Source organism: Actinocorallia longicatena (assembly GCF_039534125.1).
GTDB lineage: Bacteria > Actinomycetota > Actinomycetes > Streptosporangiales > Streptosporangiaceae > Actinocorallia > Actinocorallia longicatena.
Window position 1 is genome coordinate 34,816 of record NZ_BAAAUV010000034.1, and the last position, 25,670, is coordinate 60,485.

Consider the following 25,670-nt stretch of genomic DNA (forward strand, 5'->3'; position numbering starts at 1 on the left):
CTATTTGATGGTCAGTGAGCGGACGGGCGGGGCCCCGGGACGTCCGTGGCCCGGCGGCGGGCCGGCGGCGGCAGCAGGCCGGGCAGGCGCAGCCGGGGCCAGACGAGGAAGGCCTCGGCCTCCAGCGCGGCCAGGGCGATCCGGGGCGCGTCGTTCAGGGACGGGTAGACGAAGAAGCGGGGCCGCCAGGTCGGCTGGAACTTCGCGTTGAACTTGTACAGCGACTCGAGCTGGAACCAGCGGGACAGGAACAGCAGCAGCCCGCGCCAGGCCCGCAGCACGGGTCCCGCCCCGACCCGCTCGCCGCGCTCGAAGACGGCACGGAAGACCGCGAAGTTCAGCGAGATCCGCTGGACGCCCAGGTCTCCGGAGAGCCGGATCGCCTCGGCGATCATGTAGTCGTTGAGTCCCGGCTGGGCGGCCCGGTCGCGGCGCATCAGGTCGAGGGACAGGCCGTCGGGGCCCCAGGGGACGAAGTGCAGGAAGGCGTGCAGGTCGCCGTTCCGCCGGGCGGTGGCGATCGCGCACTCCTCGTCGCCGGGCTCGCCGACGCGGCCGAGGGCCATCGAGAAGCCCCGTTCGGTGTCGGTGCCGCGCCAGGCCGCCGCCTGGCTCCACAGGGCGTCCAGCTCGGCCTGGGTGAAGTCCTTCTCGCGCTTGAGCTCGACCTGGTACCCCTGCCGCGAGACCCGGTTGACCATCTGCCGGACGTTCCGCATGGCCCGGCCGTCGAGGCTGAACTCCGCGACGTCGATGAAGGCCTCGTCGCCGAGCTCGATGGCGTCCAGGCCGCCCTCGCGCACCCAGACCTCGGCCCCGAGCTCACTGCAGCCCATCACGGCCGGCACCCAGGCGTGCCGGTCGGCCTCGGCCATGAACTCCTGGATCGCCCCCGGCCACGCCTCGGGATCGCCGAGCGGATCGCCGCCCGCGAGCATCACCCCGGACACCACCCGGTAGGTCACGCAGGCCTTGCCGGACGACGACCAGATGACGCTCTTGTCGCGCCGCAGCGAGAAGTACCCGAGGGAGTCCCGGTGCCCCTGCCGGTCCAGGAGGCAGCGCAGCCGCCGCTCGTCCTCGTCGGAGAGGGCCACGACGGGCTCGGCGGGCCGCAGGAACAGGTAGACGACCGTCAGGGCCGTGAACAGCCCGAGACCGCCCATCACGAGCGCGAACAGGTCACCGCGCCGGTCGGTCATGAACTCGACGGGCCCGTTGATCCCGAACAGGCCGAGGAAGACGCTCTGCCACCGGTCGGTGAACCCGTAGCCGCGGGTCAGCTCCCTGTGGTTGAGCTGGAGGAACAGCAGCCCGATCCCCAGGCTGCCGGCGGTGAGCAGGACCCCGGTGTACAGGGCCCGCCAGCGCGTCCGCGGGTCGCCGACGGCGTAGAACTCGGCCCGGGTGTACAGGAGCGCGGCGAGCATCGCCGCCGAGATCACCGACTCGATGATCAGGAGGTCGCGGAACAGGTGCAGGACGATGCTGACGGCCAGCAGCACCACGGCCGCCTGCCACGCCCGCCGCTTCCGGCGGCGCAGCGCGTGCGAGAGCATCAGCAGGAGGATCCCGGCGAGGACGGTCCCGGTCCGCGCGACGTCGGTGACGGCCCCCGGCACCAGCTCGGAGATCTCGATCCACCGGTTGTGCCAGCCGGGCGAGATCCCGCCGATGACGTCGTGAATCCCGGTGAGCAGGGCGAGGACGCCCGCGACCTGGGGAACCCTCCGATGGAGCCGCCGCCGCTCCCGCTGCTCAGCAGCCCCGTCCCGCCGATCCGTCTCCACCATCACGGCCACACACCCTAGGGCCCCGCGGGCAAACGCGAGGCCACCTTGACGCCTTGAGCACGGACGCGCTCCGCCGGCCGGAGCGCCGTCACCGTGATATCACGGTGCCCGGTGTCAGCGCCCGAGGATGAGACTCATGGCCTCGGCCCTGGTCTCCGGGCTGTTGCGGAAATCACCGCGGACGGCCGAGGTGATGGTCTTCGCGCCGGGTTTGCGGACGCCGCGCATCGTCATGCACAGGTGCTCGGCCTCGACCACGACGATGACGCCGCGGGGCTCGAGGGTCTCCATCAGGGCGTCGGCGACCTGGCTGGTCAGGCGCTCCTGGACCTGGGGGCGGCGGGCGTACACGTCCACGAGGCGGGCCAGCTTGGACAGGCCGGTGATCTGGCCCTTCTCGTTGGGCGTGTACCCGACGTGCGCGACACCGTGGAACGGCACCAGGTGGTGTTCGCAGACGGACGCGAGCTCGATGTCCTTCACCAGGACCATCTCCTCGTGATCGGCCTCGAAGACCGTCGTGAGGGCGTCCGCCGGGGTCTGGCGCAGACCCACGAACTGCTCGGCGTAGGCGCGCGCGACCCGGGAGGGGGTGTCCCGGAGTCCGTCGCGGTCGGGGTCCTCGCCGATCGCGTAGAGGATCTCGCGAACGGCCTTCTCGATCCGCGCGTGGTCGAACTCCGGGACGATACTCATATCGGACACTTTACGCCCAGAGGTCAGGCGTCCGATTCATCGGCAGGTGCTTCGACGATCTCCGCGGGCCCGGTGTAGGCGAGCTCCTTGGGGGTCAGGACCGGCGGGCGCTCGCTGGGGAGGCGCTTGCCGTAACCGGTGTAGGAGTTCACCTTCTGGCGCTTGGTGATGGGGGCGAAGACCTCGAGGACCATGTCCTTGGAGAGGGTCTCCTTCTCCATCAGCTCCAGGACCAGGTGGTCCAGAACGTCGCGGTACTCGGTGAGGATCTCCCAGGCGACGTCGTGGGCCGACTCGATGAGCCGCCGGACCTCGTCGTCGATCGCCGAGGCGATGTCCTCGGAGTAGTCGCGTTCGTGACCCATGTCACGGCCCAGGAAGACCTCGCCGTTGCCGCTGCCGAACTTGCGGGCGCCGAGACGCTCGCTCATCCCGTACTCGGTCACCATGTTGCGGGCGATCGAGGTGGCCTTCTCGATGTCGTTCGAGGCGCCGGTGGTGGGCTCGTGGAAGACGAGCTCCTCGGCGGTGCGGCCGCCCAGCAGCATGGCGAGCTGGTCGGTCATCTCCGAACGGGTGGTGAGGAACTTGTCCTCCATCGGGAGGGTCATCGTGTAGCCCAGCGCGCGGCCGCGCGGCAGGATCGTGACCTTGTGGACCGGGTCGGCGTTGGGAAGGGCGTGCGCCACCAGGGCGTGGCCGCCCTCGTGGTAGGCGATGATCTTCCGCTCGGCCTCGGACATGACCCGGGTCTTGCGCTCCGGGCCCGCCATGACGCGGTCGATGGATTCCTCGAGGGTCTCCATGTCGATGAGCTTGCGGTCGAAGCGCGCCGTGAGCAGCGCGGCCTCGTTGATGACGTTCGCCAGGTCCGCACCGGTGAAGCCGGGGGTGCGGCGGGCGATGGTGTCGAGGTCGACGTCGGGCGCGAACGGCTTGCCCCGCCCGTGGACCCGGAGGATGCCCTTGCGGCCCTCGAGGTCGGGACGGTCCACCGTGACCTGGCGGTCGAAGCGGCCAGGACGCAGCAGCGCCGGGTCGAGGATGTCGGGACGGTTGGTCGCCGCGATCAGGATCACGCCGCCCTTGGCGTCGAAGCCGTCCATCTCGACGAGCAGCTGGTTCAGGGTCTGCTCGCGCTCGTCGTGGCCACCGCCGAGACCGGCGCCGCGGTGACGTCCGACCGCGTCGATCTCGTCGATGAAGATGATCGAGGGAGCGTTGGCCTTGGCCTGCTCGAAGAGGTCGCGGACGCGGCTCGCGCCGACACCCACGAACATCTCCACGAAGTCCGAACCGGAGATCGAGTAGAACGGCACGCCGGCCTCGCCCGCGACGGCCCGCGCCAGCAGGGTCTTACCGGTGCCGGGAGGGCCGAAGAGCAGGACGCCCTTCGGGATCTTCGCGCCGATCGCCTGGAACTTGGCCGGGTTCTGGAGGAAGTCGCGGATCTCCTTGAGCTCCTCGATCGCCTCCTCCGCGCCGGCGACGTCCGCGAAGGTCGTCTTGGGCGTGTCCTTCGTGATCAGCTTGGCCTTGGACTTGCCGAAGTTCATGACCCGCGAGCCGCCGCCCTGCATCTGGTTCATGATGAACAAGAAGATGAGGACGATGACGATGAGCGGGAGCAGGCTGAACACGAGGTTCAGGATCAGGCTCTGCTTGGGAACGTCGACCTTGTACGAGGTGGTCTTGCCGGCCTTGACCTGCTCCTGGAGCTGGTTCTGGAGCTGGAGACCCTGGCCGTCGACCCAGCTGGCCTGAAGGTTCTTGCCTTCGGTGGTCTTGACCTGGATGACCTGGTCCTTGTCGACGATCTTCGCCGACGTCACCTTGCCGTTCTGAATGGCGGACACGACCTGCGAGGTGTCGACCTTGTCATAGGTCGTACCGGGATTGACCCCCCACATCACGAGGGCGACGAGAATCCCGAAAAGCAGGACCCACAGCAGTGGTCCGCGGAAGTAGCGCTTCACGTCCATATGTGCGGCAACCCCGTGCGGGGACCGTCCCTCCTGACCAACGTCTGTGGAAAGCTAGCTACTGAAGGTACACCGGACGATGCGGCCCATGCAGCCGACACCTATCGCACGGATCTTGCCCCAGCTCCTTGGCAACGACCGGGCAGACCGGGTAGTTCCCCACGATCAGCTGCTGTACACATGGGGCGCGAGAGTACCGACGAACGGGAGGTTCCGGTACTTCTCGGCATAGTCAAGACCGTAACCGACGACGAACTCGTTCGGGATGTCGAAGCCGATGTACTTCACGTCGATGTCCGTCTTGACCGCTTCCGGCTTGCGCAGGATGGCGCAGACCTCGAGGCTCGCGGGCTGGCGGGTCCGCAGGTTCTCGATCAGCCAGGAGAGCGTGAGACCGGAGTCGACGATGTCCTCCACGATCAGGACGTTCTTGCCGGAGATGTCGGTGTCGAGGTCCTTCAGGATCCGGACCACGCCGGACGACTTGGTGCCCGAGCCGTAGGAGGAGACGGCCATGAAGTCGAGCGAGACGTGACGGTGCATGGCCCGCGACAGGTCGGCCATGACCATGACGGCGCCCTTGAGCACCGCGACGAGCAGCAGATCCTTGCCTTCGTAGTCGGCGTCGATCTGGGCGGCGAGCTCCCGGATCTTGGCCTGAAGCTGGTCCTCCGGGATCAGCACCTTCGCGATGTCGGTGCCCAGGTCCTTCTCGTCCACCCCTAATTGCCCTTCTTCGGCGCTTTTATCCCCCCCGGCCTCTTCGGCCGAGCCCCAGTGCAGCTTGCCATACCGCCGGAACGCACAGACCCCGCCGGGCAGGTCCGCCCTCTTCTGTCCCCTCCACCCCGTCACCAGCAGATCCATCGCCTCGATGTGGACCCGGGAGAGCGCACCCGCCGACGCGCCCGCCCTGATCGCGGCCTCGCGCAGAACGCGTCCCCTGACCGCCTTGGGAGCGGCCGCGAGCACCGCGGCGTCCAGGACGTCGTCCTGGACGTGGTGAGGATCACCCGGTTCCTGCGCGGCGGCCTCGGCGTGGAGGCGGGCCGCCCACGCGTCGAGCGCGTCGGCGTCCTCGCGCAGCAGTTCGGCCGTGCGCGCCAGCGACTCCGCGACTCCCGGACCGAGCTGCTCCTCCAGGACGGGCAGCGCGTTCAGCCTGACCCGCACCCGCGCGTAGGACGGATCGAGGTTGTGCGGGTCGTCCCAGGGGGTGAGGCCCATGAGCAGGCAGGCCCGCCGCACCTCGGCGCGGCCCAGCCCGAGCAGCGGGCGCCGGTAGGTCCCGTTGACGGGCGCCATCCCGGCGAGGGAGCGGGCGCCGGAGCCGCGGGCGAGCCTCAGCAGCACGGTCTCGGCCTGGTCGTCGCGGGTGTGCCCGAGCAGGACCGCCCGGGCGCCGGTCCGCGCCGCGACCTCGTCGAGCGCCGTGTACCGGGCGGCGCGGGCCGCGGCCTCGGGACCGCCCTCGGTGCCGACCCGCACGCTCACCGCCTCGACGGGAGCGAGCCCGAGGCCCCGCAGGGTCGCGGCGACGTGCTCGGCGCGGTCCCCCGCCCCCTCCTGAAGCCCATGATCCACTGTGACGCCCCCGGCGTCCCGTCCCGATCGGCGGGCCTCGAAGGCGAGCGCACCGGCCAGAGCGAGCGAATCAGCCCCGCCGCTGCACGCGACGAGCACCCGCCCGCCCGGTGCGAGATCGGCCAGCGCCCGCCGCACCGCCAGGCGCACCGCCGCGACCGCCGGATCCGGCCCCACCGTCGTCCTCCCGCTCGCCTCGGAGAATGGAGAATCCACCCCGCTCCCAGCTTCTCACCGGGAGCGGGGTGGACTCCCCGGGGCGCGCGTCAGGATTCGGTGCCGCTGGGCTTCTCCAGGGACAGGACCTCGCCCTCGACGGCCGGAGGGGCCGCCACGCGGGCGATCCACTTCGACGGGTCGGCGATCTCGTCCATGGTCGGGAGGGTCGCGGGGGACCGCCAGACCTTGTTGAAGCCGTCCATGCCGACCTCGGCGTGGACCCTGCGGACGAAGCGGGAGCCCTCGGCGTACTGCTTCATCTTGAGGTCGATGCCGAGGAGCCGCCGGATGGTCTTGTCGAGGCGGGAGCCGCCGCCGCGGCGGTGGTTGAACTTCGAGCGGATGTCGGCGACCGAGGGCACGACCTCGGGGCCGACGGCGTCCATGACGAAGTCGCCGTGGCCCTCGACCAGGGTCATCACCGCGGTGAGCCGGTCGAGGATCTCGCGCTGCTCGGGGGTCTGGATGGCGTCGATGAGCGTGGAGTCGCCGCCGCGGACGGCGTCGGCCACGGCCTCGGCTGCGTCCTTGAGCCGGTCGAGCATGTCCGAGGGGCTGATGTCGGAGGCGAGCAGGAACCTGGTCATCTGGTCCTGCACGTAGCCGCGCAGCCAGGGGACGCCGGTGAACTGGGCGCGGTGGGTCTCCTCGTGCAGGCAGACCCAGAGCCGGAAGTCGCGCGGGTCGACCCCGAGCTCCTGCTCGGTGGCCACGATGTTCGGCGCCACCAGGGTGAGGCGGCCGGCCGGCGCGCGCCCGGACGGGTCGGGCGGCAGGAAGAGCTCGTACTGGCCGAGCACCCGGCTGGCCATGTAGGCGAGGATCGCGCCCATCTGCACGCCGGTCACCCGGGAGCCGACCATGTCGACGACCAGGCCCGTCGCTCCGCTGCCCGGGCGTTTCTTCGACAACCGGTCCATCAGGGGTTCGAGGACGACCCGGAAACCGTCGACGTTGGCCTTGATCCAGCCCGGCCTGTCGACGACGGTCGCGGGCTGCGGCTCCGGTGGGACGTCCATCCGGGTGAACTCTCGGACGTGGACCTGCGCCAGCGCGGACAGCTCCTTGAGCTCGGCGACGACGGCCTTGGCCTCTTCCGCCGGGATCTGCGGCCCGGGCCGGACGAGCCGGCTCCCGGTCTGTACCGCGGTACCCCAGTCGATCATGCTGCCCAAAACGCCTGCTCCCCTCGACCGGTGGAAAACGCGTTATTACTCCACCGTGGCTCTTACCCTCCGAACGAACGGCGTACCGAAAAGGTTCGGTGCCCCGAGGGCCTGTCTGATGGATGGCGGCCGTGGCGAGCGGCGTCCAGGTGCGTGCCTGGGCGTCGCGCAGTAGGCCAGGTATTCATCAGACAGGCCCTAGCAGCCGCAGGAGACCACGGAGGACGCCAGGCCGTCGAGGATCAGGCGGGAGGCGCCGAGATCGACGGCGTCGTTGTCCATGAAGGCGAAGGTGAGCAGGCGGCCGTCGCGGTCGGTGATGATCCCGGCGAGCGTCGCGACCTTGCTGAGGGTGCCGGTCTTGGCCCTGACCACGCCCGCCCCGGTCGTCCCGGTGAACCGCTCGGTGAGCGTGCCGCTGAACCCGGCCACGGGCATTCCGCTGATGACGGTCCTGAGCTCGGGGCGCTTGCCCGCGGCGTCCAGGGCGACGACCCGCGCGAGGCCGAGCGGGGTGATCCGGTTGCGGGGCGACAGGCCGCTGCCGTCGACCGTGGCCACGCCCTCGGCGACCCCCAGCGACTGGAGCACCTGCCGGACGGCCTGCGCGCCGCCCTCGAAGGTCGGCGGCAGCCCCTTCTTGATGGCCACATGCCGGGCCAGCGCCTCGGCCACGTCGTTGTCGCTGCACTGCATCACGTGCTCGACCAGCGCGGAGACCGGCGGCGACTGCACGTCGGCCAGGGGCGTGCCGCCCGAGCCCGACGCGGCGCGCCCCTTGACCGGGGTGACGCCGTAGCGCTTCAGCCACTTCCCGAAGGCGGTGGCCGCGGCCGTGGGACCGTCCGGGGAGGCCTCGACCGTCCCCTCGCACGGGTTGGGGGTGACCCGCCCGTTGTCGGCCATCAGCCCGGCGACCGGCGCGACGCTGCCCTCGGGCACGTAGTTCGGCTTCCAGCCGGGGCCGAGCCGCGACCCCTGGAAGACCGAGGTGTCGTAGTCCACCGGGACGCTCTTCAGCCCGGCCGTCTTCAGCGCGGCGGCGGTCTTCTTGGCGAGGTCGGCCAGCGAGGCGGGCCTGGGATAGCCGGTGGGGACGGCCTTCGAGGTCAGGGTCGGATCGCCGCCGCCGACGAGCACGATCCGGTTGCCCTTGCGGACGACCTTCGTGGTCAGCCTGGCGTCGGAGCCCAGCGCGGCCATCGCGGCCGTCGAAGTGATGATCTTCGTGGTGGAGGCGGGGACGGCCGGGGTGCCCGAGCCCCTGTCGTAGAGGGTCCGTCCGGTGGCGGCGTCGAGCACGACGCCCGTCACCTTCGCCGTTCCCAGGCCGTTGAGCTTCGCCGTGAGAGTGGCCTGTGCCGGAATAGGCCCTGAAGCGGTACCCTGCGTGTTCTCTCCGGGAACTACGATCTGCCTGTGGGCCACGGCGGCCGGCTGCGGTGACAGCTCCCGCTCCGGTGTGATTTTTACCACTCCGGCACCCGCACCCACGGTGAAAACTTGGAGCAGGAAGAGTGTGACCACGGCCACTGGCCGGTCAACGGTCACTTGCACTACCCCTCCCCTCTTCCAAGTCCATTCCCTGTGGTGCGTCATCCTGTATACACACAACGCCCCATAAGGCACGCATCAATCGGCGGAGGAAACACAGTGGAGTTCGACGTTCTCATCGAGATTCCCAAGGGCTCTCGGAACAAGTACGAGGTGGACCACGAGACCGGCCGCATCCGCCTCGACCGCCTCCTTTTCACCTCCACCCAGTATCCGGCGGACTACGGCTACGTCGAGGGCACCCTCGGCGAGGACGGCGACCCGCTCGACGCCCTGGTCCTGCTCCAGGAGCCGACCTTCCCCGGCTGCCTGATCCTCTGCCGCACCGTCGGCATGTTCCGGATGACCGACGAGGCGGGCGGCGACGACAAGCTGCTCTGCGTTCCGGCCACCGACCCCCGCTGGGACCACGTCCGGGACATCCACCACGTCGGCGAGTTCGACCGCCTGGAGATCCAGCACTTCTTCGAGGTCTACAAGGACCTCGAGCCCGGCAAGTCCGTCGAGGGCGCCAACTGGGTCGGCCGCGTCGAGGCCGAAGAGGAGATCGTCCGCTCGATCAAGCGCGCGGAGACCTCCGGCCACTGAGACCGCCGAAGCGTGCCGGCCGGGGCGGACACCGCCCCGGCCTTCCGGTTCCTCCGGCCTTCCGGGTCTTCCGGCCGCCCGTCACGACGGCCGGACCGCTCCGATGAGGCCGTTCCGCCAGATCGTCGACACCCGGACCCGCGCCCCCGTGTAGGGAGCCTCGATCATCTGGCCGTCGCCGATGAAGATGCCGACGTGGTGGATGGTGTCGGGGTTCGCGGTGTCGGTCGCGAAGAAGACGAGGTCCCCCGGCCTGAGCATGCTGGTCGGGACGTGGGGGCCCGCGGTCCACTGTGAGCCCGTCCAGTGGTCGAGGGTGACCCCCGCCCTGCCCCAGGCGTAGAGGGCCAGTCCCGAGCAGTCGAAACCCCACGTGTTGCGGCCGTAGTCGATGCCGTAGGACGGGCCCGCGCCGTTGCCGCCGCCCCACGCGTACGGGGTGCCGATCCACTTGAGCGCCGAGCGGACCACCAGCGAGCCGCGGCCCGCCCCGCCCATCAGGCTGCTGCTGCGGCCGCTCCCCCGGAAGGTGCCGGTCGCCTTCTTGGCCAGTGCCGCCTGCCGGCGCTGGCGCAGGGCCTCCGAGCGCCGCTGGGCCAGGAGGATCGAGCGGTTCTCCGCCTTCGACAGCTCGGACGTCAGCCGGGTCTTCTCCGCCGCGATGCTCCCGACGGCCGCCTTCTGGTCGGCGACGGCCTTCACCGCGGTCCGCTTGGCCCGGTCGGCGGAGGCGAAGGCGTCCTGCCGGGCGGCGAAGGCCCGCTTGGCCTGCTTGCGCAGGATCCGGGCCACGAGCCGGGCGGCCTCGACCTTCTGCATCGCCGTGTCGTGGTTGCGGGACAGGACCTGGAGCATGCCCGCGCGGTCCATGAACCCCTGCGGGCCGTCCCGGCCGGCGATCACCGCGGCCATGCCGCCGATGCCGCCGTTGGTCCGGTAGGCCGAGGAGGCGTAGCCGACCAGCTCACCGCGGGCCCGGTCGTAGTTCCCCTGGGCCACGCCCAGCCTGCGCCGGGCGTCGGCGTAGGAGGCCCCGGCTCGGCGGAGCTTGACCAGCTCGCCGTTGTAGCGTTCCAGAGCCAGCTCGGCGCTGTCGCCGAGCGACTCGAGACGGCCCGCAGCCTCGGCGAGCCGGAACTTGATCCGGCCGACCTCCTGCGCCTTGTCCTTCACGACCTCTTTGCTGCGCGCGACGTCGTCCGCGCTGGGCGGACGTGGCGTCGCGGCGACGGCAGGTGCCGCGCCCGCGAGGAGCGCACCCGCCGTGAGCACGGCGATGGGTCGGCTTCGCAGCCTGGCCATGTGCTCTCCCTTCGGGCAGGGCTCTCGATCATTTATACCGAGAGTAGTAGTCAAATCACTCGGTGTGAACTTTCGTCACCCGGAGGCTTCACTACCCCTGAGCACTCTTTGCCTAGTCCACGTTAACGATCTTGTTTTCCCCATGCAGGAGCCGCGCGACCCAGGGACGTCCTGCCTTTTGGACGGCCTTCGCCGGGTATGTGAACACCGGTCCCTCGGTCTCGGCGGCGCGCACCCAGTCGGCGGCCGTCCGGGTCGCCGCCCAGGCCGCCGCCACCATCGGACGCAGATCCGGATGGCGTTCCCACAGCCGCAGCAGGGTGACGGTCGCGTGCGCGGCGGCGTAGCCGTCCGACGGGTAGGCGCCGCCGGCGAGGAACGCCGCGACGACGGAGCCGCCGAGCGGGCCGTCGAGGGCCCAGCCCCAGTTCGCGAGCACGAGCTTGCGCACGTCGGGCGGGACCTGGGCCGCCGCTCCGTACATCCGTTCCTGCCGCGGGCCCGACAGCCGCTGGACGCCCAGCAGCCAGGCCACGTCGGAGGACTCGTCGCCGAGCGCGAGCAGGCCGAGGACCGTCAGGCCCCGGGCGGCCTGCAACCGGCAGAGCTCGGTGACGTCCCTGCGGATCCTGGCTCCCGGCTCGGTCCACAGCGGCCATGCGACCCGCTGGACGTCCGCGACCAGCGCCTTGCGTCCGGGGCCCGGCTCCTCGGGCAGCACCCGACCGTCGCCGCGCACCCGGTAGCCGGGGTCAGGCATCGGGGGCGGCCGAGGTGGTGCCGGGGGCGGTGGTCTCCTGGTCCTTCGGCGGGGTGCTCGCGGGCGGCTCGCTCGTCGGCTGCCCGGTGGGCGGCGGCGTGGTGGCGGGCGGATCGGTGGCGGGCGGGTCGGTGTGCGGAGGAGTCGTGTGCGGTGGCGTCGTGCGCGGTGGGGTGGTGTGCGGAGGGGTGGTGGGCGGGGGGCTCGTGGGGGACGGTCCGGTGGGGGTCGGGCTCGGGGTGCCTGACGGGCTCGGTTCGGGGGTCGGGGTGGCGATGGGCGGTGGGGTGGCGGGCGGTGGCGTGGGCCGCCAGGTCACCGTGACGGTCGTCGTCCCGAAGGTCAGGCTGCCCTCGCCGCGGGAGCTCGCGGAGCGGAAGACGTGGACGCTGAGGGTGACGCTCTCGCCCTCCTTCAGCTTCCCCGACGGTGCCGACAACCGGATCGGGCCCGTGGCCCGGGCACGCCAGACCAGGCCGCCGCCGGTCGCGTGGAGGGTCACGGTGCCGCCGGAGCCGGTGCCGACGTCGAGGTAGTGCGGGGAGACCTCCAGCCTGCCTGGGCCGCCGGGGGGTTCGGTGGTGCCGGTGCCGTCCGACCCGGACTGCGGGACGTGCGGCGGCGGCGACTGCTCCCCCGGCCGCGGCGGCGACGGTTCGGGCACGGCGACGGCCTCGGGCACCGACGACTCGCGCGCCCCGAGGGGGAAGGTCGCCGAGACGGGTCCGGTGCCGGTGCCGGACGGGGACGGCCCCGCCGAGCCGGGCGCGAGGGTGGTCCGGTCGTCCGGGGTGGAGTGGGAGGCGGTGGTCTCGGCGTCGCGGGTCTGGTCGCTCGCCAGCCAGCCGACGAACGACGCGGCCGTGATCGCGCCCGCGACGACGACCGCGGAGACCAGGCCGATCCGGGCGAACCGCCGCACCCTGGTCGTGACGGGGGCGATCGCCCGGGGCCCCTGCCGGGGGAAGCCCGCCGCGGTGAACTCGGTGACCCGGGTGGCGACGAACAGCCGGTAGCTGACCAGCTCGGGATCGGTGAAGCAGCTCATCACCCTGACCCGCAGGGAGGGCGGGGCGTCGGCGTAGGGCAGCAGCCCGAACACCTTCGCGGGCGACAGGGACTCGGCCGGACGGTGCCCGCCGCAGACCGTGCAGGCCCCGGCGTGGGCCAGCAGCCTGGCGCGGAGCACCGGGTCGAGTTCGCCGCCGTCGCGGTCGGCGAGGATCGCCGCCCTGCCGTCGCATCCGTGGGGCCCGAGATGGGCGAGGATCTCGGCCGCCAGCGCGGAGCGCAGCCCGGTGCGGGCCTCGTCGAGCAGCTCCTGGACCTCCTTCTGCGGCCGGTCGAGGACGAGGGCGAAGTCGGGCACCGCGAGCTGGTGCAGGACCCGCAGCTCCAGCGCCTCGCGCTCGCGCGGGCCGAGGCTGCGGACGGCCCGCCAGGAGAGCAGCCGCTGGTCGACGTCGGGCTGGTCGTGGCTGGCGATCGGCAGGTCGGGTCGCTGGCCGGGAAGGGGCATCCGGCGGGCGCATTCGATTCTCGCGATCGCGTAAATCCAAGGGGCGAAACGGTCTATGTCGCGCAATCTATCTATATGCGCCTCCGCCACGATGAAGGTGTCGCGAAGGGCGACCTGGGCGGCGTCCCGGTTGAGCAGATGGGACCAGCAGTACGCGTAGAGCCTGGTGGCGTACTCGTCGTAGACCGCGGCCAGTGCACCGGGATCACGCGAACGCAGGGCTTCGACGAGCAGGCGGTCTTCCATGGAAGGAAAGTTAAAGGTTTTCCCATACATCACTCCACTGATTCCGTGGATTCGATCTCAGGGTCATCACCGGTGTCAGTTGAATTGTCCGACCATAGGGGGGAATAGCCTTTCCGCCGCCGCGACGATCGTCGCCACCTGGGAGGTGGTGAACACCACCGGGCGGGCGCGCACGAACCCGCCGACCGAGCGTCCCGCGAGCAGCCGGACACCCGCGTGCTCGAGCTCCGCCTCGACCCGTCCGTACTGGACGGCCACGACCGGGACGACCTCCATGTCCTTGTCGAGCTCGGCCGACAGCTCCGCCGACACCAGGGGTCCGGCCAGGGCCGCGGTCGCCTCGAGCCCGGACACGTCGCGGGCCGCCGCCCACAGGCGTCCCTCGCCCGCCCGCAGGCGGGTCCGCGGCCCGATCCGGCGCGTGATCACCGCGTAGACGCCGGTCAGCCCGATGACGAGATGGTCGAGGTTGGTGCCCTCGAGGCCCGGCACCGACCGGTCGTGCAGGACCGTGTAGCCGTTGCCCTCCAGCTCGGACAGGTGACGTCCGGTGCGGCGTTCGGCGGCGGCGCCCCGGCGCCAGTCGGTCTCCGGGCCCGGCCGCATCCAGCCGAGCGCGAAGTGCACGCCCGCCACGAGCGCTCCGCCCGCGGCGCCCGCGGGCCAGCCGCCGATACCGCCGATCATCAGAGCGGCGCTCCCGCCCATCGCCCCGGCGACGACGCCCCGCTCCGTCCGGGTGGTCAGGGCCCGGTACCGCGCCCGCGCCGAAGCCCCGGCCGTGGCGACCTCCAGTCGCGGCACTCCGCCCACCCCCTCGCGGCCAAGAGTCGCCCTCCCCGCTCCGCCGTTCAAGGACTTCGGCGCACCCCGTCTCGATCCTTCTCGCACTTGGCGCGAATTTTCCGGTTCACCGTCCCGTTCCCTACCCGAAGTGGGTAACCCGACGGCGTGCGCGGGCCGTCCCGATCCCTGTACCCGGCGTTGGGACCGGGCTGGGCTGTTCTGTCAGGGCGGGCCGCTAGGTTCGGCGGGTGACGTGCTTCGACGACGGTGACCTGGCGGGGCTGGCCGAGGCCCTGGCCATCGCGATCTCGATCAATCTCGACGGGGGCGTCCCGGCCGCCCATCTGGTCGAGAAGCTGCTGCATACCCGGTTCGTCCCGGCCGGGCCGACCGGGGACCCCGCCGTCCCCCACGCCACCTCGCTGGCCGACTACCTGGCCCGGCAGCTCGCCCGCACCCATCTGACCCCCGCCGAGCGCCGCTCGCTCGGCCTCCCCGAGACCGGAGCCGAGACCCCGGTCGCGGTGCCCGCCGCCCGGGCCGGGCTCCCCGGGGCGGCGGACCGGTCGCTACAGCCCGCCTGAGGGGTGGCACTGGCACCACCTCGGAACGGGCGCCCGCGGGAGGGTGCTCAAGGCGCCGCTTCGGAAGGCTGGGGATCACCAGGATCCCCGGACGGAGGCGGCGTGATGACGGCGTGGATGGCGGCTCACATGGGCATGGCCGGGGTGTGGGGAGCGCTGATCCTGGTGCTGCTCGCCCCCGCGCTGGAGGCGGCGCTGCCGCTGGTCGGCGTGGTCGTGCCGGGGCAGACCGCCGTCGTGGTCGGCGGGATCCTCGCCTACCACGGCCGGGTCTCGGTGACGGGGATCCTGGTCGCTGCCGTGGTGGGCGCGGTGGCGGGCAACCTGATCGGCTACGCCGCCGGGCGGCGGTGGGGCGGCGGGCTGATGGCCCGGGTGCCGCGCCGGATGCGCAGCGCGCGGCACACCGAGAAGGCCCTGAAGATGATCGCCCGCAACAGCGGGAAGGCCGTGTTCGTCGGGCGGTTCACCGCGGTCGTGCGGACCCTGGTGCCCACCCTGTGCGGCATGAACGGCATCCCGATCCGCCGCTTCATGGTCTGGACGACCGTGAGCAGCGCGATCTGGGCGCCGGTCTTCGTCGCGATCGGCTTCGCCGCCGCCCCCGGCCTGCCCGTCTGAGCCAGGGTCTGGGTCTGGGTCTGGGTCTGGGACAGACCCTAGGAGATGAAGGACTTCATGAAGGTCCAGGCGTCGGCGACGATCTGGTCGAGCGGGGCGGTGGCCTTCCAGCCGAGCTCGGTGTGGATCCGGTCCGAGGAGGCGACCAGGACGGCGGGGTCGCCGGCCCGGCGGGGCAGCGGGTTGACCGGGATCGGGTGGCCGGTGACGGCGCGGGCCGCCTTGACGACCTCCATGACGGAGTAGCCGGTGCCGCTGCCCAGGTTGTAGATCCGGTGGACCCCCGGCGTGACGGCGTCGAGGGCCAGGAGGTGGGCCTGGGCCAGGTCGGCGACGTGCAGGTAGTCGCGGATGGCGGTGCCGTCGTGGGTCGGGTAGTCGGTGCCGAACACGTCGACGGACGTCCGGCGGCCCGCCGCGACGGCCAGCACGTTCGGGATCAGGTGCGTCTCGGGGTCGTGCAGTTCCCCCCGGCCCGCGTAGGACCCGCCCACGTTGAAGTAGCGCAGGCTGGTGGCGGCCAGCCCGTGCGCGGCGGCCTCGCCCTGGAGGGCGTAGTCGACGGCGACCTTCGACTGGCCGTAGGGGTTGATCGGCGCGGCCGGGGTGTCCTCGGTGATCGGCCCGTCCCCGGTGACGCCGTAGGTGGCGGCCGTCGAGGAGAAGACGATCCGGCCGACCCCGTTCTCGCGCATCGCCGACAGCAGCGCCAGGGTCCCCGACACGTTGTTGTCCCAGTAGACCTCGGGCTTGGCCACGGACTCGGCGACCTGGGAGCGGGCCGCGAAGTGCAGGACCCCGTCGTAGCCGCCCCGGCCGAGGACCTCGGCGGAGGCCTTGATGTCGCCCTGGACGAACTCGGCGCCCTCGGGAACGGAGTCCGTCCGCCCCGTCACCAGGTTGTCCATGACCGTGACCTCGTGCCCGGCCTCCAGCAGCTGCGTGGCGACGACGGACCCGATGTACCCGGCCCCACCTGTGACTAGAACCTTCATCATTTCCCCTTTTCGGACTGGGCTCTGTAGAACGTCACCGGGACGCGGCGGGTTCCAGCCGGGACGCGCGAAGGCCCGCCCCGTCGTCCGGGGCGAGCCTCGATGACGTGCGGTGGATCAGGAGTCGAGCTTCTCGTAGCCCGCGAGGCGGACGCAGGTGGCGAGGCCCTCGATGGCGACCTCGAGCTCGGACAGGACCGGGAAGGTCGGGGCGACGCGGATGGTGCGGTCGGCCTTGTCGTCGCCGTAGGGATGGGTGGCTCCGGCCGGGGTCAGGGCGACGCCCGCCTCCTTGGCCAGGGTGACGACCCGCTTGGCACAGCCCTCGGGGACGTCGAGGGAGATGAAGTAGCCGCCCTCGGGCTTGGTCCAGGAGGCGAGGTCGGTGCCGTCGAGCTGCTCGGTGAGGATGCGGTCGACCGCGTCGAACTTCGGCCGGACGATCTCGGCGTGCGCGCTCATGTGGGCGGCGAGGCCCTCGGCGTCCTTGAGGAACTGCACGTGACGGAGCTGGTTGATCTTGTCATGGCCGATGGTCGCCATGCTGAGGTTCTTCAGCAGCCAGGCGACGTTGGCCTGGGACGAGCCGACGAACGCGACACCCGCGCCCGCGAAGGTGATCTTCGAGGTGGACCCGAAGACGAACGGGCGGTCGGGGTGGCCCGCCTCCTCGCTCAGCTTCAGCACGTCGGCGATCTCGGACGGCTTGTCGGTGAGGTGGTGGACGGCGTAGGCGTTGTCCCAGAAGATCCGGAAGTCGGGCGCGGCGGTGGGCATCGCGGCGAGGCGGCGCACCACGTCGTCGGAGTAGGAGATGCCCGACGGGTTGCTGTACTTGGGCACGCACCAGATGCCCTTGATCCCGGAGTCCTCGGCGACGAGGCGCTCGACGACGTCCATGTCGGGGCCCTCACCCGTCATCGGGACCTGGATCAGCTCGATCCCGAACCGCTCGCACAGCGAGAAGTGCCGGTCGTAGCCGGGCACCGGGGCGAGGAAGGCGATGCGCTCCTGCGCCGCCCACTTCTTCTCACCGCCGGGCAGCACGCTGAGCAGCGCGTGGACCACGGTGTCGTGCATGATCGACAGGCTGGAGTTGCCCAGCGCGACGAGCTGGCCCGCCGGGACCTGAAGCGCGGCGGCGAAGATCTCGCGCAGCTCGGCCAGGCCGTTGAGTCCGCCGTAGTTGCGCAGGTCGGTGCCGTCGGCGGACTTGTAGACGCCCTCTCCCGGCAGCGAAAGGATCGCGTTGGACAGCTCGAGCTGGGCCGGGGCGGGCTTGCCTCGCGTGAGGTCCAGCTTCAGCCCACGCGCCTTGAAGGCCTCGTAGTCCTTGCGAGCCTGAGCGTGGCGCTCCGCCACCGTCTGAGAAGTCACCCGTCGAGGATATCGAACCCCCCGGCCGACCAGCGAAGAGTTATCCCCACCCGGAAAAGTGCGACGATCCGGGCAACCTGACCGCGATTTCTCCGTCTCTGGAGCATGGAAACCGACGTGGCGCCTCATCCCCCGCCCGGCGAGACGATCACGGATCTCTACCGTGGGCACGCGCTGGGGCTCGTCCGCCTGGCCCTGATCATGACCGGTGACCGTCAGGCCGCCGAGGACGCCGTCCAGGAGGCGTTCTTCGGGCTGCACCGCAACTGGCACCGGCTGCGCGACCGCGACAAGGCCCTGACCTACGTGCGGTCGGCGGTCCTGAACCGCTGCCGGGACACCCGGCGGCGCGGCCGCTTCCGCCTGACCGAGCATCTGCCTCCGGTCTGGTCGGCCGAGGCCGCCGTCCTGCACGACGAGGAGCAGCGGGCGGTCGTCGCGGCCCTGCACCGGCTGCCGGGACGCCAGCGCGAGGCACTGGTCCTGCGCTACTTCCTCGACCTGTCCGAAGCCGAGATCGCCCTGACGATGGGCGTCAGCAACGGCACCGTGAAGTCCACGACGTCGCGCGGGCTGGCCGCGCTCGAACGCATCCTGAAGGAGGAGCGGTGACCCCGATCGAAGAGAGCCTCCACGAGGCGTTGCACGCCGTGGGCGAGACCTTTCCCGCCGGAGCCCTCGCGCCCCCTCCCGCCGCGCCGGGACGCCGCCTCCCCTGGCGGATCGCCGTCACCGTCACCGCGATGGCCGCGGCCACGGCCGGCGCCGTCCTGTTCGGCCGCGCGGCCCTCACGCCCGATGAGCCGTCCGTCACCGCCGGCCCCGGTCCCCTGATCGCCGTCGGCGGCTGGGACGTCTCGGTCTACCTCTGCTCGGCGAACAGCTCCAACCCGTCCTGCGGTCACAGGGCGGTGACCCCGGAGCGGGTCCAGGCCCTGATGACCTCGGCCGCGGGGCTGAAGGGGGTGAAGGACGTCCACTTCGAGTCCGAGGCCGACGCCTTCGCGCGGTTCCGGCGGCTCTTCAGCAGCTCCCCTGACGTCCGGGTGGGCGACGTCCCGTCCTCGATCCGCATCACCCTCGAGAGCCCGCGCTACGCCGGCCAGGTCGTCAGGGCCCTGGCCTCTGCCCCCGGCATCGACCGGATGGTCGACGAGCGGGCGCTGGGCGGCCCCCCGACGACCCTCCCGCCCAGCGGAACGCCCATGCCGATGGGCCGCCCCTGACGCCCTTCGCGGCGCCGATCGCCGTGCGGCAGACTTGACCGCATGACCTACCGCGTGACCTTCGTCTGCACCGGCAACATCTGCCGCAGCCCGATGGCCGAGCACGTCCTGCGGCGTCATGCCGAGGACGAGGGGCTCGACGTCGAGGTCGACAGCTCCGGGACGGGCGGCTGGCACGCGGGCGACGGAGCCGACCCGCGGACGGTCAGCGCCCTGCGCCGCGCCGGGTACACCAGCGCGCACGAGGCCCGGCAGTTCCGGCCGATCTGGTTCGACCGCTACGACCTGGTCATCGCGCTGGACGAGGGGCACTACCGGGACCTGCGCTCGATGGCGCCGACCGTCGAGGCGCGCGAGAAGGTGCGGCTGCTGCGCTCCTTCGATCCGGCGGCGGCCGACCTCAACGTGCCCGACCCCTACTACGGGGGGAAGGCCGGTTTCGAGGAGTGCCGCGAGCTGATCGAGGCGGCCGTCCCCGGGCTGCTCGACGAGATCCGCAAGGCTCTGTAGGCCCGGTGGAGTTCCTCGGCACGAGCCATTCCTGGACGCTCCACCGGGGAGTCCGGGAGGGCCGCGAGGTCTTCGTCAAGCGGGGCGCCGACTTCTCCGCCGAGGCGCACGGGCTGCGCCGGCTGAGCCCGCTGGCGCCGGAGGTCGTCCATCTCGGCGCGGACGAGCTCGTCCTGCCCTGGCTGGAGCCGGAGCGGCCGGGCGTCCGGGCCGCGGAGGAGTTCGGCCGGGCGCTCGCCGGGCTGCACGCCCTGGGCGCGGACCGCTTCGGCGCGCCCTGGCCCGGCATGATCGCCGATCTCCCGCTCGACAACGCTCCCGCCGGCGACGACTGGCTCACCTGGTACGCCGAGCGGCGCTGCCTGCCCTACGCCCGGACGGCCCGCGACGCCGGAACGCTCTCGGCCTCCGACGTCACCGAGATCGAGGCCTTCCTCGGACGCGCCCGGCAGCCGGCGGAGCCCGTCAGCCGGATCCACGGCGACCTGTGGTCGGGGAACGTCCACTGGTCGGGGGGACGGGCATGGCTGATCGACCCGGCGGCGCACGGCGGGCACCGCGAGACCGACCTGGCGATGCTCGGCCTGTTCGGCGCGCCGCACCTGGACCGGATCCTGGCGGCCTACGACGAGGCGCGGCCGCTGGCCGAGGGGTGGCGGGAGCGGGCGCCGCTGCACCGGCTCCATCCATTGCTCGTCCACTGCGTGCTGTACGGCGCCTCCTACCGGGCTCGGACGATGCCCACAGCAAGATCGTCGTTATTTTCGGGCAGCGGCTAGGGTGTCCGGTATGGGCATGGTGATGGCGGTCTCCTTCACCCGGTACGGGCGGTTGTACTACCTCGACCCGGGAACGCACAGCCCGAAGATCGGTGATCGGGTGCTGGTGCCGACCGAGCACGGCTCCGAGGTCGCCGAGTGCGTCTGGGCCCCGTCCTGGGTCAACGACGACATCGAGGGCTTGCCGGTCTGCGCCGGGATCGCCGGTCCCGAGCATCTCGACCGCGACGAGTCCAACCGGGTGCGCCGCACCGAGGGACGCTCCATCGCCAAGAAGCTCATCCGCCAGCACAAGCTTCCGATGAAGGTCATCGGCATCGACTACCTCGACGCCGACAACGTCTTCCGGCTGTACTTCTCCGCCCCCGGCCGGGTCGACTTCCGGGCGCTCGTCCGGGATCTGGCCCGCGGGATGCAGGCCCGGGTCGAGCTCCGCCAGGTCGGCCCGCGCGACGAGGCGAGGCTCCAGGGCGGGATCGGCCCGTGCGGCCGCGACCTGTGCTGCGCGACCTTCCTCAAGGACTTCGAACCGGTGTCGGTCCGCATGGCCAAGGAGCAGGACCTGCCGGTCAACCCGCTGCGGATCTCCGGCGCGTGCGGGCGGCTGATGTGCTGCCTCAAGTACGAGCACCCGCTCTACCAGGAGGCGCACGCCCGGATGCCGCGGCTCGGCGCCAAGGTCACCACGCCCGAGGGCGACGGCCAGGTCGTGGGCCGCAACGTCCCCGCGGACACGGTGACCGTCCGGCTGGAGTCCGGCCGCCGCTGCGCCTGCCCGTCCGCCTCCGCCTGCTCCCCGCGACAGCAGCACGACGAACGCTACGACGCCGAGAACTAGAGCGTCACGAACTCCAGGCCGCGGTCTTTCAGGCGCGGGAGGACGTGCTTGAGCGAGCGGACGGTCTGCGAGCGGTCGCCGCCGCCGTCGTGGCAGAGCAGGATGTCGCCGGGCTTGGCGCGCATCAGGTGGCGCTGGATGTGGGCGACTCCGGGACGGGCCCAGTCGCGCGGGTCGATGTCCCAGTCGATCGGGAACAGGCCGTGCTTGGCGATCGTCTTGTAGACCTTCGGCGACCAGTTGCCGCCGGGCGCGCGGAACAGCCGCGGGACGGCGCCGGTCTCCTCGTGGATGCGCTTGTGCGCCTCGACGAGCTCGTGGTCGATCTGCTTGACCGACAGGCCCGGCATGTAGATCGGGTGGGTCAGCGTGTGGTTCGCGATCTCGTGCCCGGCCTCGACGATCCGCCGGACGAGTTTCGCGTTGTCACCGATCTGCTCGCCGATCACGAAGAAGGTCGCCTTGACCTCGAAATGCGCGAGAAGATCAAGAACTTTCGGCGTCCAGAGGGGATGCGGACCGTCGTCGATGGTCAGAGCGACCGCCTTTTTCGGGGCATTCTCATCGATCTCGTGTACGTTCCGGATCGGTTTGCGACGCGGTGCGACCGCGCGATTCATCGTGGGAACGGGGGCGGGCCGCACCACCGGCCGTACCGTGGGGACCGGCGCCGCCTCGGCCGTCTGAACAGGCGAAACACCCAGATGCCGGACGTCACCCGCCAAAGCGACTCCGCAGGCCGTCGCGCCGAGAATTCCCAGCGCAGTCCTGCGGCTTATCTCCTGGTTGCCAGCCACACGTCCACCTTAGGGGTGTGGGGACGCCGCCCACATCCCGGACCGATAACGAGGCCGAAATTGCGGCCGGTCTCCGTCCGTTCCCGGCCGGGCAGTGCCACGATGGCAGGGACGTCCGGTGAGGTTGAGGAGGCACGAGGGTGAACGTACTGCGAGTGGCCGCCGGTGTGACGGGGCTCTTCCTGGCCGCCGCCGCCTGCACCACGACCGACAGCTCACCCGAGCCGCAGCAGCCGGTGAAGGTGACCGCGGTGAAGTGGTCGAACTGCGGCGACGGCCTCCAGTGCGGCAAGGTCGACGTGCCCCTCGACTACGGAAAACCGGACGGCGACAAGATCTCGCTCGCGGTGAACCGGATGCCCGCGACCGGCAAGAACAAGATCGGCTCGCTGCTGGTGAACCCCGGCGGGCCGGGGGCGTCGGGGCTCGACCTCGTGCGGGACTCGGGGAAGCTGTTCGGCGCGGACGTGCGGGCGAGCTTCGACCTCGTCGGCTTCGACCCGCGCGGTGTCGGGGAGAGCCGTCCGGTGCGGTGCCTGACCGGCCCGCAGCTCGACACGTTCTACGGAACCGACACCTCGCCCGACGACCTGGCCGAGCAGAAGGCGCTCGACGACGTCAGCCGGCAGTTCTCGGCGGGCTGCGAGAAGAACTCCGCGACCGTCCTGCCCTATGTGGGCACCAGGAACGCCGCCCGCGACATGGACGCGATCCGGGCCGCCGTCGGCGACGAGAAGCTGACCTACTACGGGGCGTCCTACGGCACCTACCTGGGAGCCTGGTACGCCGAGCAGTTCCCGCGGAACATCCGCGCGCTCGTCCTGGACGGCGCCGTCGACCCGGCGCTGTCGGCCGCCGACATCAACATCGAGCAGGCCAAGGGCTTCGAGACGGCGCTGGCCTCCTATGCCGCGTCCTGCGTCCGGAAGCCGACCTGCCCGCTGGGCACCGGCACGGTCGACGCCGCCCTCGCGAAGGTCTCGGAGCTGCTGGCCACCGCCGACCGCAAGCCGCTGAAGAACACGATGGACTCCCGCGAGATCGGCGAGAACGAGGTCGCGATGGGCATCGCCCTCCCCCTCTACGACCGCAACGGCTGGGACGCCCTCTCGCAGGGCCTCACCCAGGCCTTCAACGGCGACGGCACCATCCTGCTGCGCTTCGCCGACCTGATGACCGAACGCCAGCCGGACGGCACCTACAAGAACCAGTCCGAGGCCAACATGGCCGTCAACTGCGTCGACAAGCCCAACCCCGACCTCGCGGGCTTCAAGGCCGAGGCGGAGAAGGCCGAGCGCGCGGCCCCGCACTTCGGCGAGTTCATCGTCTGGGGCACTCTCCCCTGCGCCTCCTGGCCGGTCAAGCCCGACTCCGACCCCAAGCCGCTCAAGGCCGTCGGCGCCCCGCCGATCGTCGTCGTCGGCACCACCCGCGACCCCGCCACCCCCTACCAGTGGGCGAAGAACCTCGCCTCCCAGCTCGACAGCGGCGTCCTCCTCTCCTACGACGGCGACGGCCACACCGCCTACCTCCAGGGCCCGCCCTGCATCCGCACCGCCGTCGACACGTACCTGATCAAAACCACCCCTCCGTCGGACGGCACCACGTGCTGACGAAGGTGCTTCCACCCCCCTCCCTCCTGTAGACTGCTCGCACACCAAGCACCCCTTGGCGTGCGCCGCCTTAGCTCAGTCGGCAGAGCGATTCACTCGTAATGAATAGGTCATCGGTTCGATTCCGATAGGCGGCTCAAGGTCAGAGGCCCTTTCCGAAGTTCGGAAAGGGCCTCTGCTTTTGCCTGGTGACTAACTGAGTGACTAAGCCGGTTCGCCCTTCCCAGGGAAGATCTTGTCCATGGCGGTCGCGCCTTCCTCCAGGACGGGCCTGATCTGCTTGCGGTACACGGACTCGGTGACCGTGGTCCCGACGTGCCCGACCAGCCTGGCGATGTGCTCGATCGGCACCCGCGCCTCGTTGGAGAGCAGCGACACGAACGTGTGCCGCAACTCCCGGACCGTCCAGTCGGTGGGGACGAGCCCGGCCTTGCGGTAGACGATCCGGACGTCGCGGAGGACGTTGGTGACGTTGCGAGGCGTGCCATTCCTGGTGCAGAAGACGAGCCGGGTCTCCGACCATTCGCCGCCCGCCCGCTTCACCGCAGCCATTTGCCGAGCTTTGAGGTCTCGCAGAGCCTCGACGCATTTCAGCGGCATCGCCAGGGTGCGGCGCGACTTCAAGGTCTTGGTCTCCCCCTTGGCCCGTACCGACCGCCAGACGAGGATGGACGGCGGCTCGGCAGGCAGCCCGTACATCGCGGGACGTCCATCCAGGTCGACGTGATCCCAGGTGAGCGGACGGAGCTCCTCGGGACGGGCGCCAATCAAAATCGACAGAACGATGTACGCCTCAAGAGAGGATCCGACCGCCGCCTTGAGCACTGCTTCGGCCTGGTCGAGCGTCATCGCCTTCGAGGGCCTGCCGTCTTGGCCCTGCGGAACCTCGGCCAGTTCGACGACGTTCCGCTTGACCTTGTCGCCGGCGATCGCCTTCCTGACGGCCTGGTTGAGCATGGAGTGGAGCTGCCGGAGCGCGTCGTTCCCGAGGATCTCGGCCTTCTCCTGCAACCACTTCTCGACTTCCTGCACCGTCAGCTCACGGAGCTTGCGAGCCCCGATCGCCGGGATGATGTGGTTGTCGATCAAGCTTCGGTTCTTCTTGATCGTGCCTTCTGCTCTCCCCTTCTTCGACAGCAGTTCGAACCAGTACTCCATCGCATCGGCGACCGTGTAGCGGTACGGCGCGATCGCCAACCCGTCCTCGTAGTCGCGGACCTTCTCCTTGAGCTTCTTCAGCGCCTCGGTCTTCTTGGGATCGCTGGCCTTGCGGACGATGCGCTTCCCCGCCGGCGTGTAGCCCACCGTCACGGACGCGATCCACCGCTGGCGGCTCTCGTCCCAGTGCAGTCCGCCGTCTCCGCGGCTCCTTCTCTTGGTCATCGGTTGAACCCCCGCGCTTCCCGCTCCAGGAGCTGGATGAACTTCGCGATCGCCCGCGCGGTCAAGCGGGTCGAACGGCCTGACTTCACGGCATCCAGACGTCCCGCGCGCATCTCCCGGTAGAGGTGTGCGCGGCTGAGCGACAGCATTTTGGCCGCTTCCGCGACCGTGTAGAGCTGCTTGAGGCCAGGGACGGACGGAGGGATTTCGGGGATTTCCGGGTGCTCAATGTGGGGGATCGCCATGATGGCGGTGCTCCTTGTTAGGGGTGGTGGCCCTGGGCGCTGCTTTGGTCGGTGGAGCCCAGGGCCGCCTTGCTGGAATCAGTTGGTGAAGGTGTTCGGGGTAGGGATTCGGGTGGCGATGGTGCAGGTGGCGCAGAGTCCGTAGGCCATGAGGACGGGCCCGCAGGCGGCGAACCCGGTGTAGATCGCGGGGGCCGACCGGTGGCAACGGTCGCAGCGGATCTCTTCGTCGTCGCTGGGCTGGAGGGCTTCGACGCAGTCGGTGCAGACGACGATGTCGATCGCCCAGGCGGCGGTGTGGACGGGCATTGGTGCAGAGGTGATGTGGGAGCAGAGCCGGGCGCTCCCCGCGCGCAAGTGCTCAATGTTGCGGGTGAAGCGGTCGTGCAGCCACGCGTTGGTGTCGACCTGGACCGGACGGTCCTCGACCGTGGCGGCTCTCCCGAGAATGCGGAGCGTGTCGGAGACGGCGGCCTGGTACTGGTCTTCGTAGGCGATCTCGTTCAT

The 25,670-nt window shown here is 70.8% G+C and carries 25 protein-coding genes, 1 tRNA gene and 1 pseudogene; 10 read left to right on the plus strand and 17 right to left on the minus strand.

Annotated elements, in window-relative coordinates:
• Window positions 1-11 precede the first annotated feature (11 nt).
• The 7 genes and pseudogenes from ABD785_RS36560 to dacB form a co-directional block, all read right to left on the minus strand.
• Window positions 12-1,793 (minus strand): phosphatidylglycerol lysyltransferase domain-containing protein, encoded by a 1,782-nt coding sequence (locus ABD785_RS36560; protein WP_344838102.1) that lies wholly within the window; start codon window positions 1,791-1,793, stop codon window positions 12-14.
• A 114-nt stretch (window positions 1,794-1,907) separates the two neighbouring features.
• Window positions 1,908-2,489, minus strand: coding sequence for a GTP cyclohydrolase I FolE (gene folE / locus ABD785_RS36565; protein WP_344838014.1), 582 nt, complete (start codon window positions 2,487-2,489; stop codon window positions 1,908-1,910).
• A gap of 23 nt (window positions 2,490-2,512) precedes the next feature.
• Complete coding sequence (ftsH, locus tag ABD785_RS36570) at window positions 2,513-4,471, minus strand: ATP-dependent zinc metalloprotease FtsH (RefSeq protein ID WP_344838019.1); 1,959 nt, start codon at window positions 4,469-4,471, stop codon at window positions 2,513-2,515.
• A gap of 165 nt (window positions 4,472-4,636) precedes the next feature.
• A complete protein-coding gene (hpt, locus tag ABD785_RS36575; protein WP_344838104.1) occupies window positions 4,637-5,191 on the minus strand; it encodes a hypoxanthine phosphoribosyltransferase in 555 nt (184 codons plus the stop codon).
• 51 nt (window positions 5,192-5,242) lie between these two features.
• Window positions 5,243-6,232, minus strand: a pseudogene (gene tilS, locus ABD785_RS36580) (tRNA lysidine(34) synthetase TilS); the annotation flags it as partial.
• A gap of 89 nt (window positions 6,233-6,321) precedes the next feature.
• Entirely contained in the window at window positions 6,322-7,440 is a 1,119-nt protein-coding gene (locus tag ABD785_RS36585; protein WP_344838022.1) for a zinc-dependent metalloprotease, read from the minus strand.
• 198 nt (window positions 7,441-7,638) lie between these two features.
• Window positions 7,639-9,039: a D-alanyl-D-alanine carboxypeptidase/D-alanyl-D-alanine endopeptidase gene (gene dacB / locus ABD785_RS36590; protein WP_344838025.1), complete on the minus strand. Its 1,401-nt coding sequence runs from the start codon at window positions 9,037-9,039 to the stop codon at window positions 7,639-7,641.
• Between the two features lie 54 nt (window positions 9,040-9,093).
• Between dacB and ABD785_RS36595 the strand changes: the two genes are divergently transcribed.
• Window positions 9,094-9,582, plus strand: a complete 489-nt coding sequence (locus ABD785_RS36595; protein WP_344838028.1) for an inorganic diphosphatase — start codon at window positions 9,094-9,096, stop codon at window positions 9,580-9,582.
• An 81-nt stretch (window positions 9,583-9,663) separates the two neighbouring features.
• Here ABD785_RS36595 and ABD785_RS36600 read toward each other — a convergent pair whose 3' ends face one another.
• The 4 genes from ABD785_RS36600 to ABD785_RS36615 form a co-directional block, all read right to left on the minus strand.
• The gene (locus ABD785_RS36600) at window positions 9,664-10,884 is read right to left on the minus strand and encodes an NlpC/P60 family protein (RefSeq protein ID WP_344838030.1); all 1,221 of its coding nucleotides are present in this window, start codon (window positions 10,882-10,884) and stop codon (window positions 9,664-9,666) included.
• A gap of 112 nt (window positions 10,885-10,996) precedes the next feature.
• Window positions 10,997-11,644, minus strand: coding sequence for a hypothetical protein (locus tag ABD785_RS36605; RefSeq protein WP_344838033.1), 648 nt, complete (start codon window positions 11,642-11,644; stop codon window positions 10,997-10,999).
• Window positions 11,637-13,409 (minus strand): hypothetical protein, encoded by a 1,773-nt coding sequence (locus tag ABD785_RS36610; protein WP_344838036.1) that lies wholly within the window; start codon window positions 13,407-13,409, stop codon window positions 11,637-11,639. The genes ABD785_RS36605 and ABD785_RS36610 overlap by 8 nt, the downstream gene beginning before the upstream one ends.
• 75 nt (window positions 13,410-13,484) lie before the next feature.
• Complete coding sequence (locus ABD785_RS36615; protein ID WP_344838039.1) at window positions 13,485-14,213, minus strand: nuclease-related domain-containing protein; 729 nt, start codon at window positions 14,211-14,213, stop codon at window positions 13,485-13,487.
• Between the two features lie 230 nt (window positions 14,214-14,443).
• Here ABD785_RS36615 and ABD785_RS36620 point away from each other — a divergent pair, with 230 nt between their 5' ends.
• Both ABD785_RS36620 and ABD785_RS36625 read left to right on the plus strand, forming a co-directional pair.
• Complete coding sequence (locus tag ABD785_RS36620) at window positions 14,444-14,779, plus strand: TSCPD domain-containing protein (RefSeq protein WP_344838042.1); 336 nt, start codon at window positions 14,444-14,446, stop codon at window positions 14,777-14,779.
• A gap of 105 nt (window positions 14,780-14,884) precedes the next feature.
• Window positions 14,885-15,400: a DedA family protein gene (locus ABD785_RS36625; RefSeq protein ID WP_344838044.1), complete on the plus strand. Its 516-nt coding sequence runs from the start codon at window positions 14,885-14,887 to the stop codon at window positions 15,398-15,400.
• 38 nt (window positions 15,401-15,438) lie between these two features.
• On the opposite strand, the gene galE is transcribed toward ABD785_RS36625, so the two are convergent.
• Both galE and ABD785_RS36635 read right to left on the minus strand, forming a co-directional pair.
• A complete protein-coding gene (gene galE, locus ABD785_RS36630; RefSeq protein WP_344838108.1) occupies window positions 15,439-16,395 on the minus strand; it encodes a UDP-glucose 4-epimerase GalE in 957 nt (318 codons plus the stop codon).
• A gap of 117 nt (window positions 16,396-16,512) precedes the next feature.
• Window positions 16,513-17,772, minus strand: a complete 1,260-nt coding sequence (locus ABD785_RS36635; RefSeq protein WP_344838047.1) for an aspartate aminotransferase type Ic — start codon at window positions 17,770-17,772, stop codon at window positions 16,513-16,515.
• A gap of 117 nt (window positions 17,773-17,889) precedes the next feature.
• Between ABD785_RS36635 and ABD785_RS36640 the strand changes: the two genes are divergently transcribed.
• From ABD785_RS36640 to ABD785_RS36660, 5 genes are read left to right on the plus strand one after another with little or no spacing between them, the layout of a single operon-like run.
• Window positions 17,890-18,384 carry a SigE family RNA polymerase sigma factor gene (locus ABD785_RS36640; protein WP_344838050.1) on the plus strand — a complete coding sequence of 165 codons (495 nt, stop codon included), beginning with the start codon at window positions 17,890-17,892 and terminating at the stop codon, window positions 18,382-18,384.
• A complete protein-coding gene (locus tag ABD785_RS36645; RefSeq protein WP_344838054.1) occupies window positions 18,381-18,998 on the plus strand; it encodes a permease-like cell division protein FtsX in 618 nt (205 codons plus the stop codon). Before ABD785_RS36640 ends, ABD785_RS36645 begins: the two co-directional genes overlap by 4 nt.
• A gap of 42 nt (window positions 18,999-19,040) precedes the next feature.
• Window positions 19,041-19,508, plus strand: a complete 468-nt coding sequence (locus ABD785_RS36650) for a low molecular weight protein-tyrosine-phosphatase (protein WP_344838056.1) — start codon at window positions 19,041-19,043, stop codon at window positions 19,506-19,508.
• 5 nt (window positions 19,509-19,513) lie between these two features.
• Window positions 19,514-20,287: a fructosamine kinase family protein gene (locus ABD785_RS36655; RefSeq protein ID WP_344838058.1), complete on the plus strand. Its 774-nt coding sequence runs from the start codon at window positions 19,514-19,516 to the stop codon at window positions 20,285-20,287.
• Window positions 20,288-20,297: 10 nt separating this feature from the next.
• Entirely contained in the window at window positions 20,298-21,125 is an 828-nt protein-coding gene (locus tag ABD785_RS36660; protein ID WP_344838060.1) for a PSP1 domain-containing protein, read from the plus strand.
• On the opposite strand, the gene ABD785_RS36665 is transcribed toward ABD785_RS36660, so the two are convergent.
• Window positions 21,122-21,745 (minus strand): polysaccharide deacetylase family protein, encoded by a 624-nt coding sequence (locus tag ABD785_RS36665; RefSeq protein ID WP_344838063.1) that lies wholly within the window; start codon window positions 21,743-21,745, stop codon window positions 21,122-21,124. The two genes, ABD785_RS36660 and ABD785_RS36665, sit on opposite strands and share 4 nt — an antisense overlap.
• Before the next feature lie 317 nt (window positions 21,746-22,062).
• Here ABD785_RS36665 and ABD785_RS36670 point away from each other — a divergent pair, with 317 nt between their 5' ends.
• Window positions 22,063-23,535 carry an alpha/beta hydrolase gene (locus ABD785_RS36670; RefSeq protein ID WP_344838066.1) on the plus strand — a complete coding sequence of 491 codons (1,473 nt, stop codon included), beginning with the start codon at window positions 22,063-22,065 and terminating at the stop codon, window positions 23,533-23,535.
• Between the two features lie 64 nt (window positions 23,536-23,599).
• Window positions 23,600-23,672 (plus strand) — tRNA-Thr (locus ABD785_RS36675).
• 67 nt (window positions 23,673-23,739) lie between these two features.
• On the opposite strand, the gene ABD785_RS36680 is transcribed toward ABD785_RS36675, so the two are convergent.
• The 3 genes from ABD785_RS36680 to ABD785_RS36690 all read right to left on the minus strand — a co-directional run bounded on the left by ABD785_RS36680 (window position 23,740) and on the right by ABD785_RS36690 (window position 25,670).
• A complete protein-coding gene (locus ABD785_RS36680; RefSeq protein ID WP_344838069.1) occupies window positions 23,740-24,918 on the minus strand; it encodes a site-specific integrase in 1,179 nt (392 codons plus the stop codon).
• The gene (locus tag ABD785_RS36685; RefSeq protein ID WP_344838071.1) at window positions 24,915-25,163 is read right to left on the minus strand and encodes a helix-turn-helix domain-containing protein; all 249 of its coding nucleotides are present in this window, start codon (window positions 25,161-25,163) and stop codon (window positions 24,915-24,917) included. The genes ABD785_RS36680 and ABD785_RS36685 overlap by 4 nt, the downstream gene beginning before the upstream one ends.
• Before the next feature lie 78 nt (window positions 25,164-25,241).
• The gene (locus tag ABD785_RS36690) at window positions 25,242-25,670 is read right to left on the minus strand and encodes a hypothetical protein (protein WP_344838073.1); all 429 of its coding nucleotides are present in this window, start codon (window positions 25,668-25,670) and stop codon (window positions 25,242-25,244) included.

Excerpts from the sequence above, each read along its gene's own strand:
- ABD785_RS36600 (WP_344838030.1), bottom strand. The coding sequence starts at position 10,884 with ATGGCCAGGCTGCGAAGCCGACCCATCGCCGTGCTCACGGCGGGTGCG.
- ABD785_RS36625 (WP_344838044.1), top strand. The coding sequence starts at position 14,885 with ATGACGGCGTGGATGGCGGCTCACATGGGCATGGCCGGGGTGTGGGGA.
- ABD785_RS36665 (WP_344838063.1), bottom strand. The coding sequence starts at position 21,745 with ATGAATCGCGCGGTCGCACCGCGTCGCAAACCGATCCGGAACGTACAC.
- dacB (WP_344838025.1), bottom strand. The coding sequence starts at position 9,039 with ATGACGCACCACAGGGAATGGACTTGGAAGAGGGGAGGGGTAGTGCAA.
- ABD785_RS36560 (WP_344838102.1), bottom strand. The coding sequence starts at position 1,793 with ATGGTGGAGACGGATCGGCGGGACGGGGCTGCTGAGCAGCGGGAGCGG.
- ABD785_RS36680 (WP_344838069.1), bottom strand. The coding sequence starts at position 24,918 with ATGACCAAGAGAAGGAGCCGCGGAGACGGCGGACTGCACTGGGACGAG.
- ABD785_RS36585 (WP_344838022.1), bottom strand. The coding sequence starts at position 7,440 with ATGATCGACTGGGGTACCGCGGTACAGACCGGGAGCCGGCTCGTCCGG.
- ABD785_RS36685 (WP_344838071.1), bottom strand. The coding sequence starts at position 25,163 with ATGGCGATCCCCCACATTGAGCACCCGGAAATCCCCGAAATCCCTCCG.
- ABD785_RS36610 (WP_344838036.1), bottom strand. The coding sequence starts at position 13,409 with ATGGAAGACCGCCTGCTCGTCGAAGCCCTGCGTTCGCGTGATCCCGGT.
- galE (WP_344838108.1), bottom strand. The coding sequence starts at position 16,395 with ATGAAGGTTCTAGTCACAGGTGGGGCCGGGTACATCGGGTCCGTCGTC.
- ABD785_RS36690 (WP_344838073.1), bottom strand. The coding sequence starts at position 25,670 with ATGAACGAGATCGCCTACGAAGACCAGTACCAGGCCGCCGTCTCCGAC.
- folE (WP_344838014.1), bottom strand. The coding sequence starts at position 2,489 with ATGAGTATCGTCCCGGAGTTCGACCACGCGCGGATCGAGAAGGCCGTT.
- ABD785_RS36650 (WP_344838056.1), top strand. The coding sequence starts at position 19,041 with ATGACCTACCGCGTGACCTTCGTCTGCACCGGCAACATCTGCCGCAGC.
- ABD785_RS36660 (WP_344838060.1), top strand. The coding sequence starts at position 20,298 with ATGGGCATGGTGATGGCGGTCTCCTTCACCCGGTACGGGCGGTTGTAC.
- ftsH (WP_344838019.1), bottom strand. The coding sequence starts at position 4,471 with ATGGACGTGAAGCGCTACTTCCGCGGACCACTGCTGTGGGTCCTGCTT.
- ABD785_RS36605 (WP_344838033.1), bottom strand. The coding sequence starts at position 11,644 with ATGCCTGACCCCGGCTACCGGGTGCGCGGCGACGGTCGGGTGCTGCCC.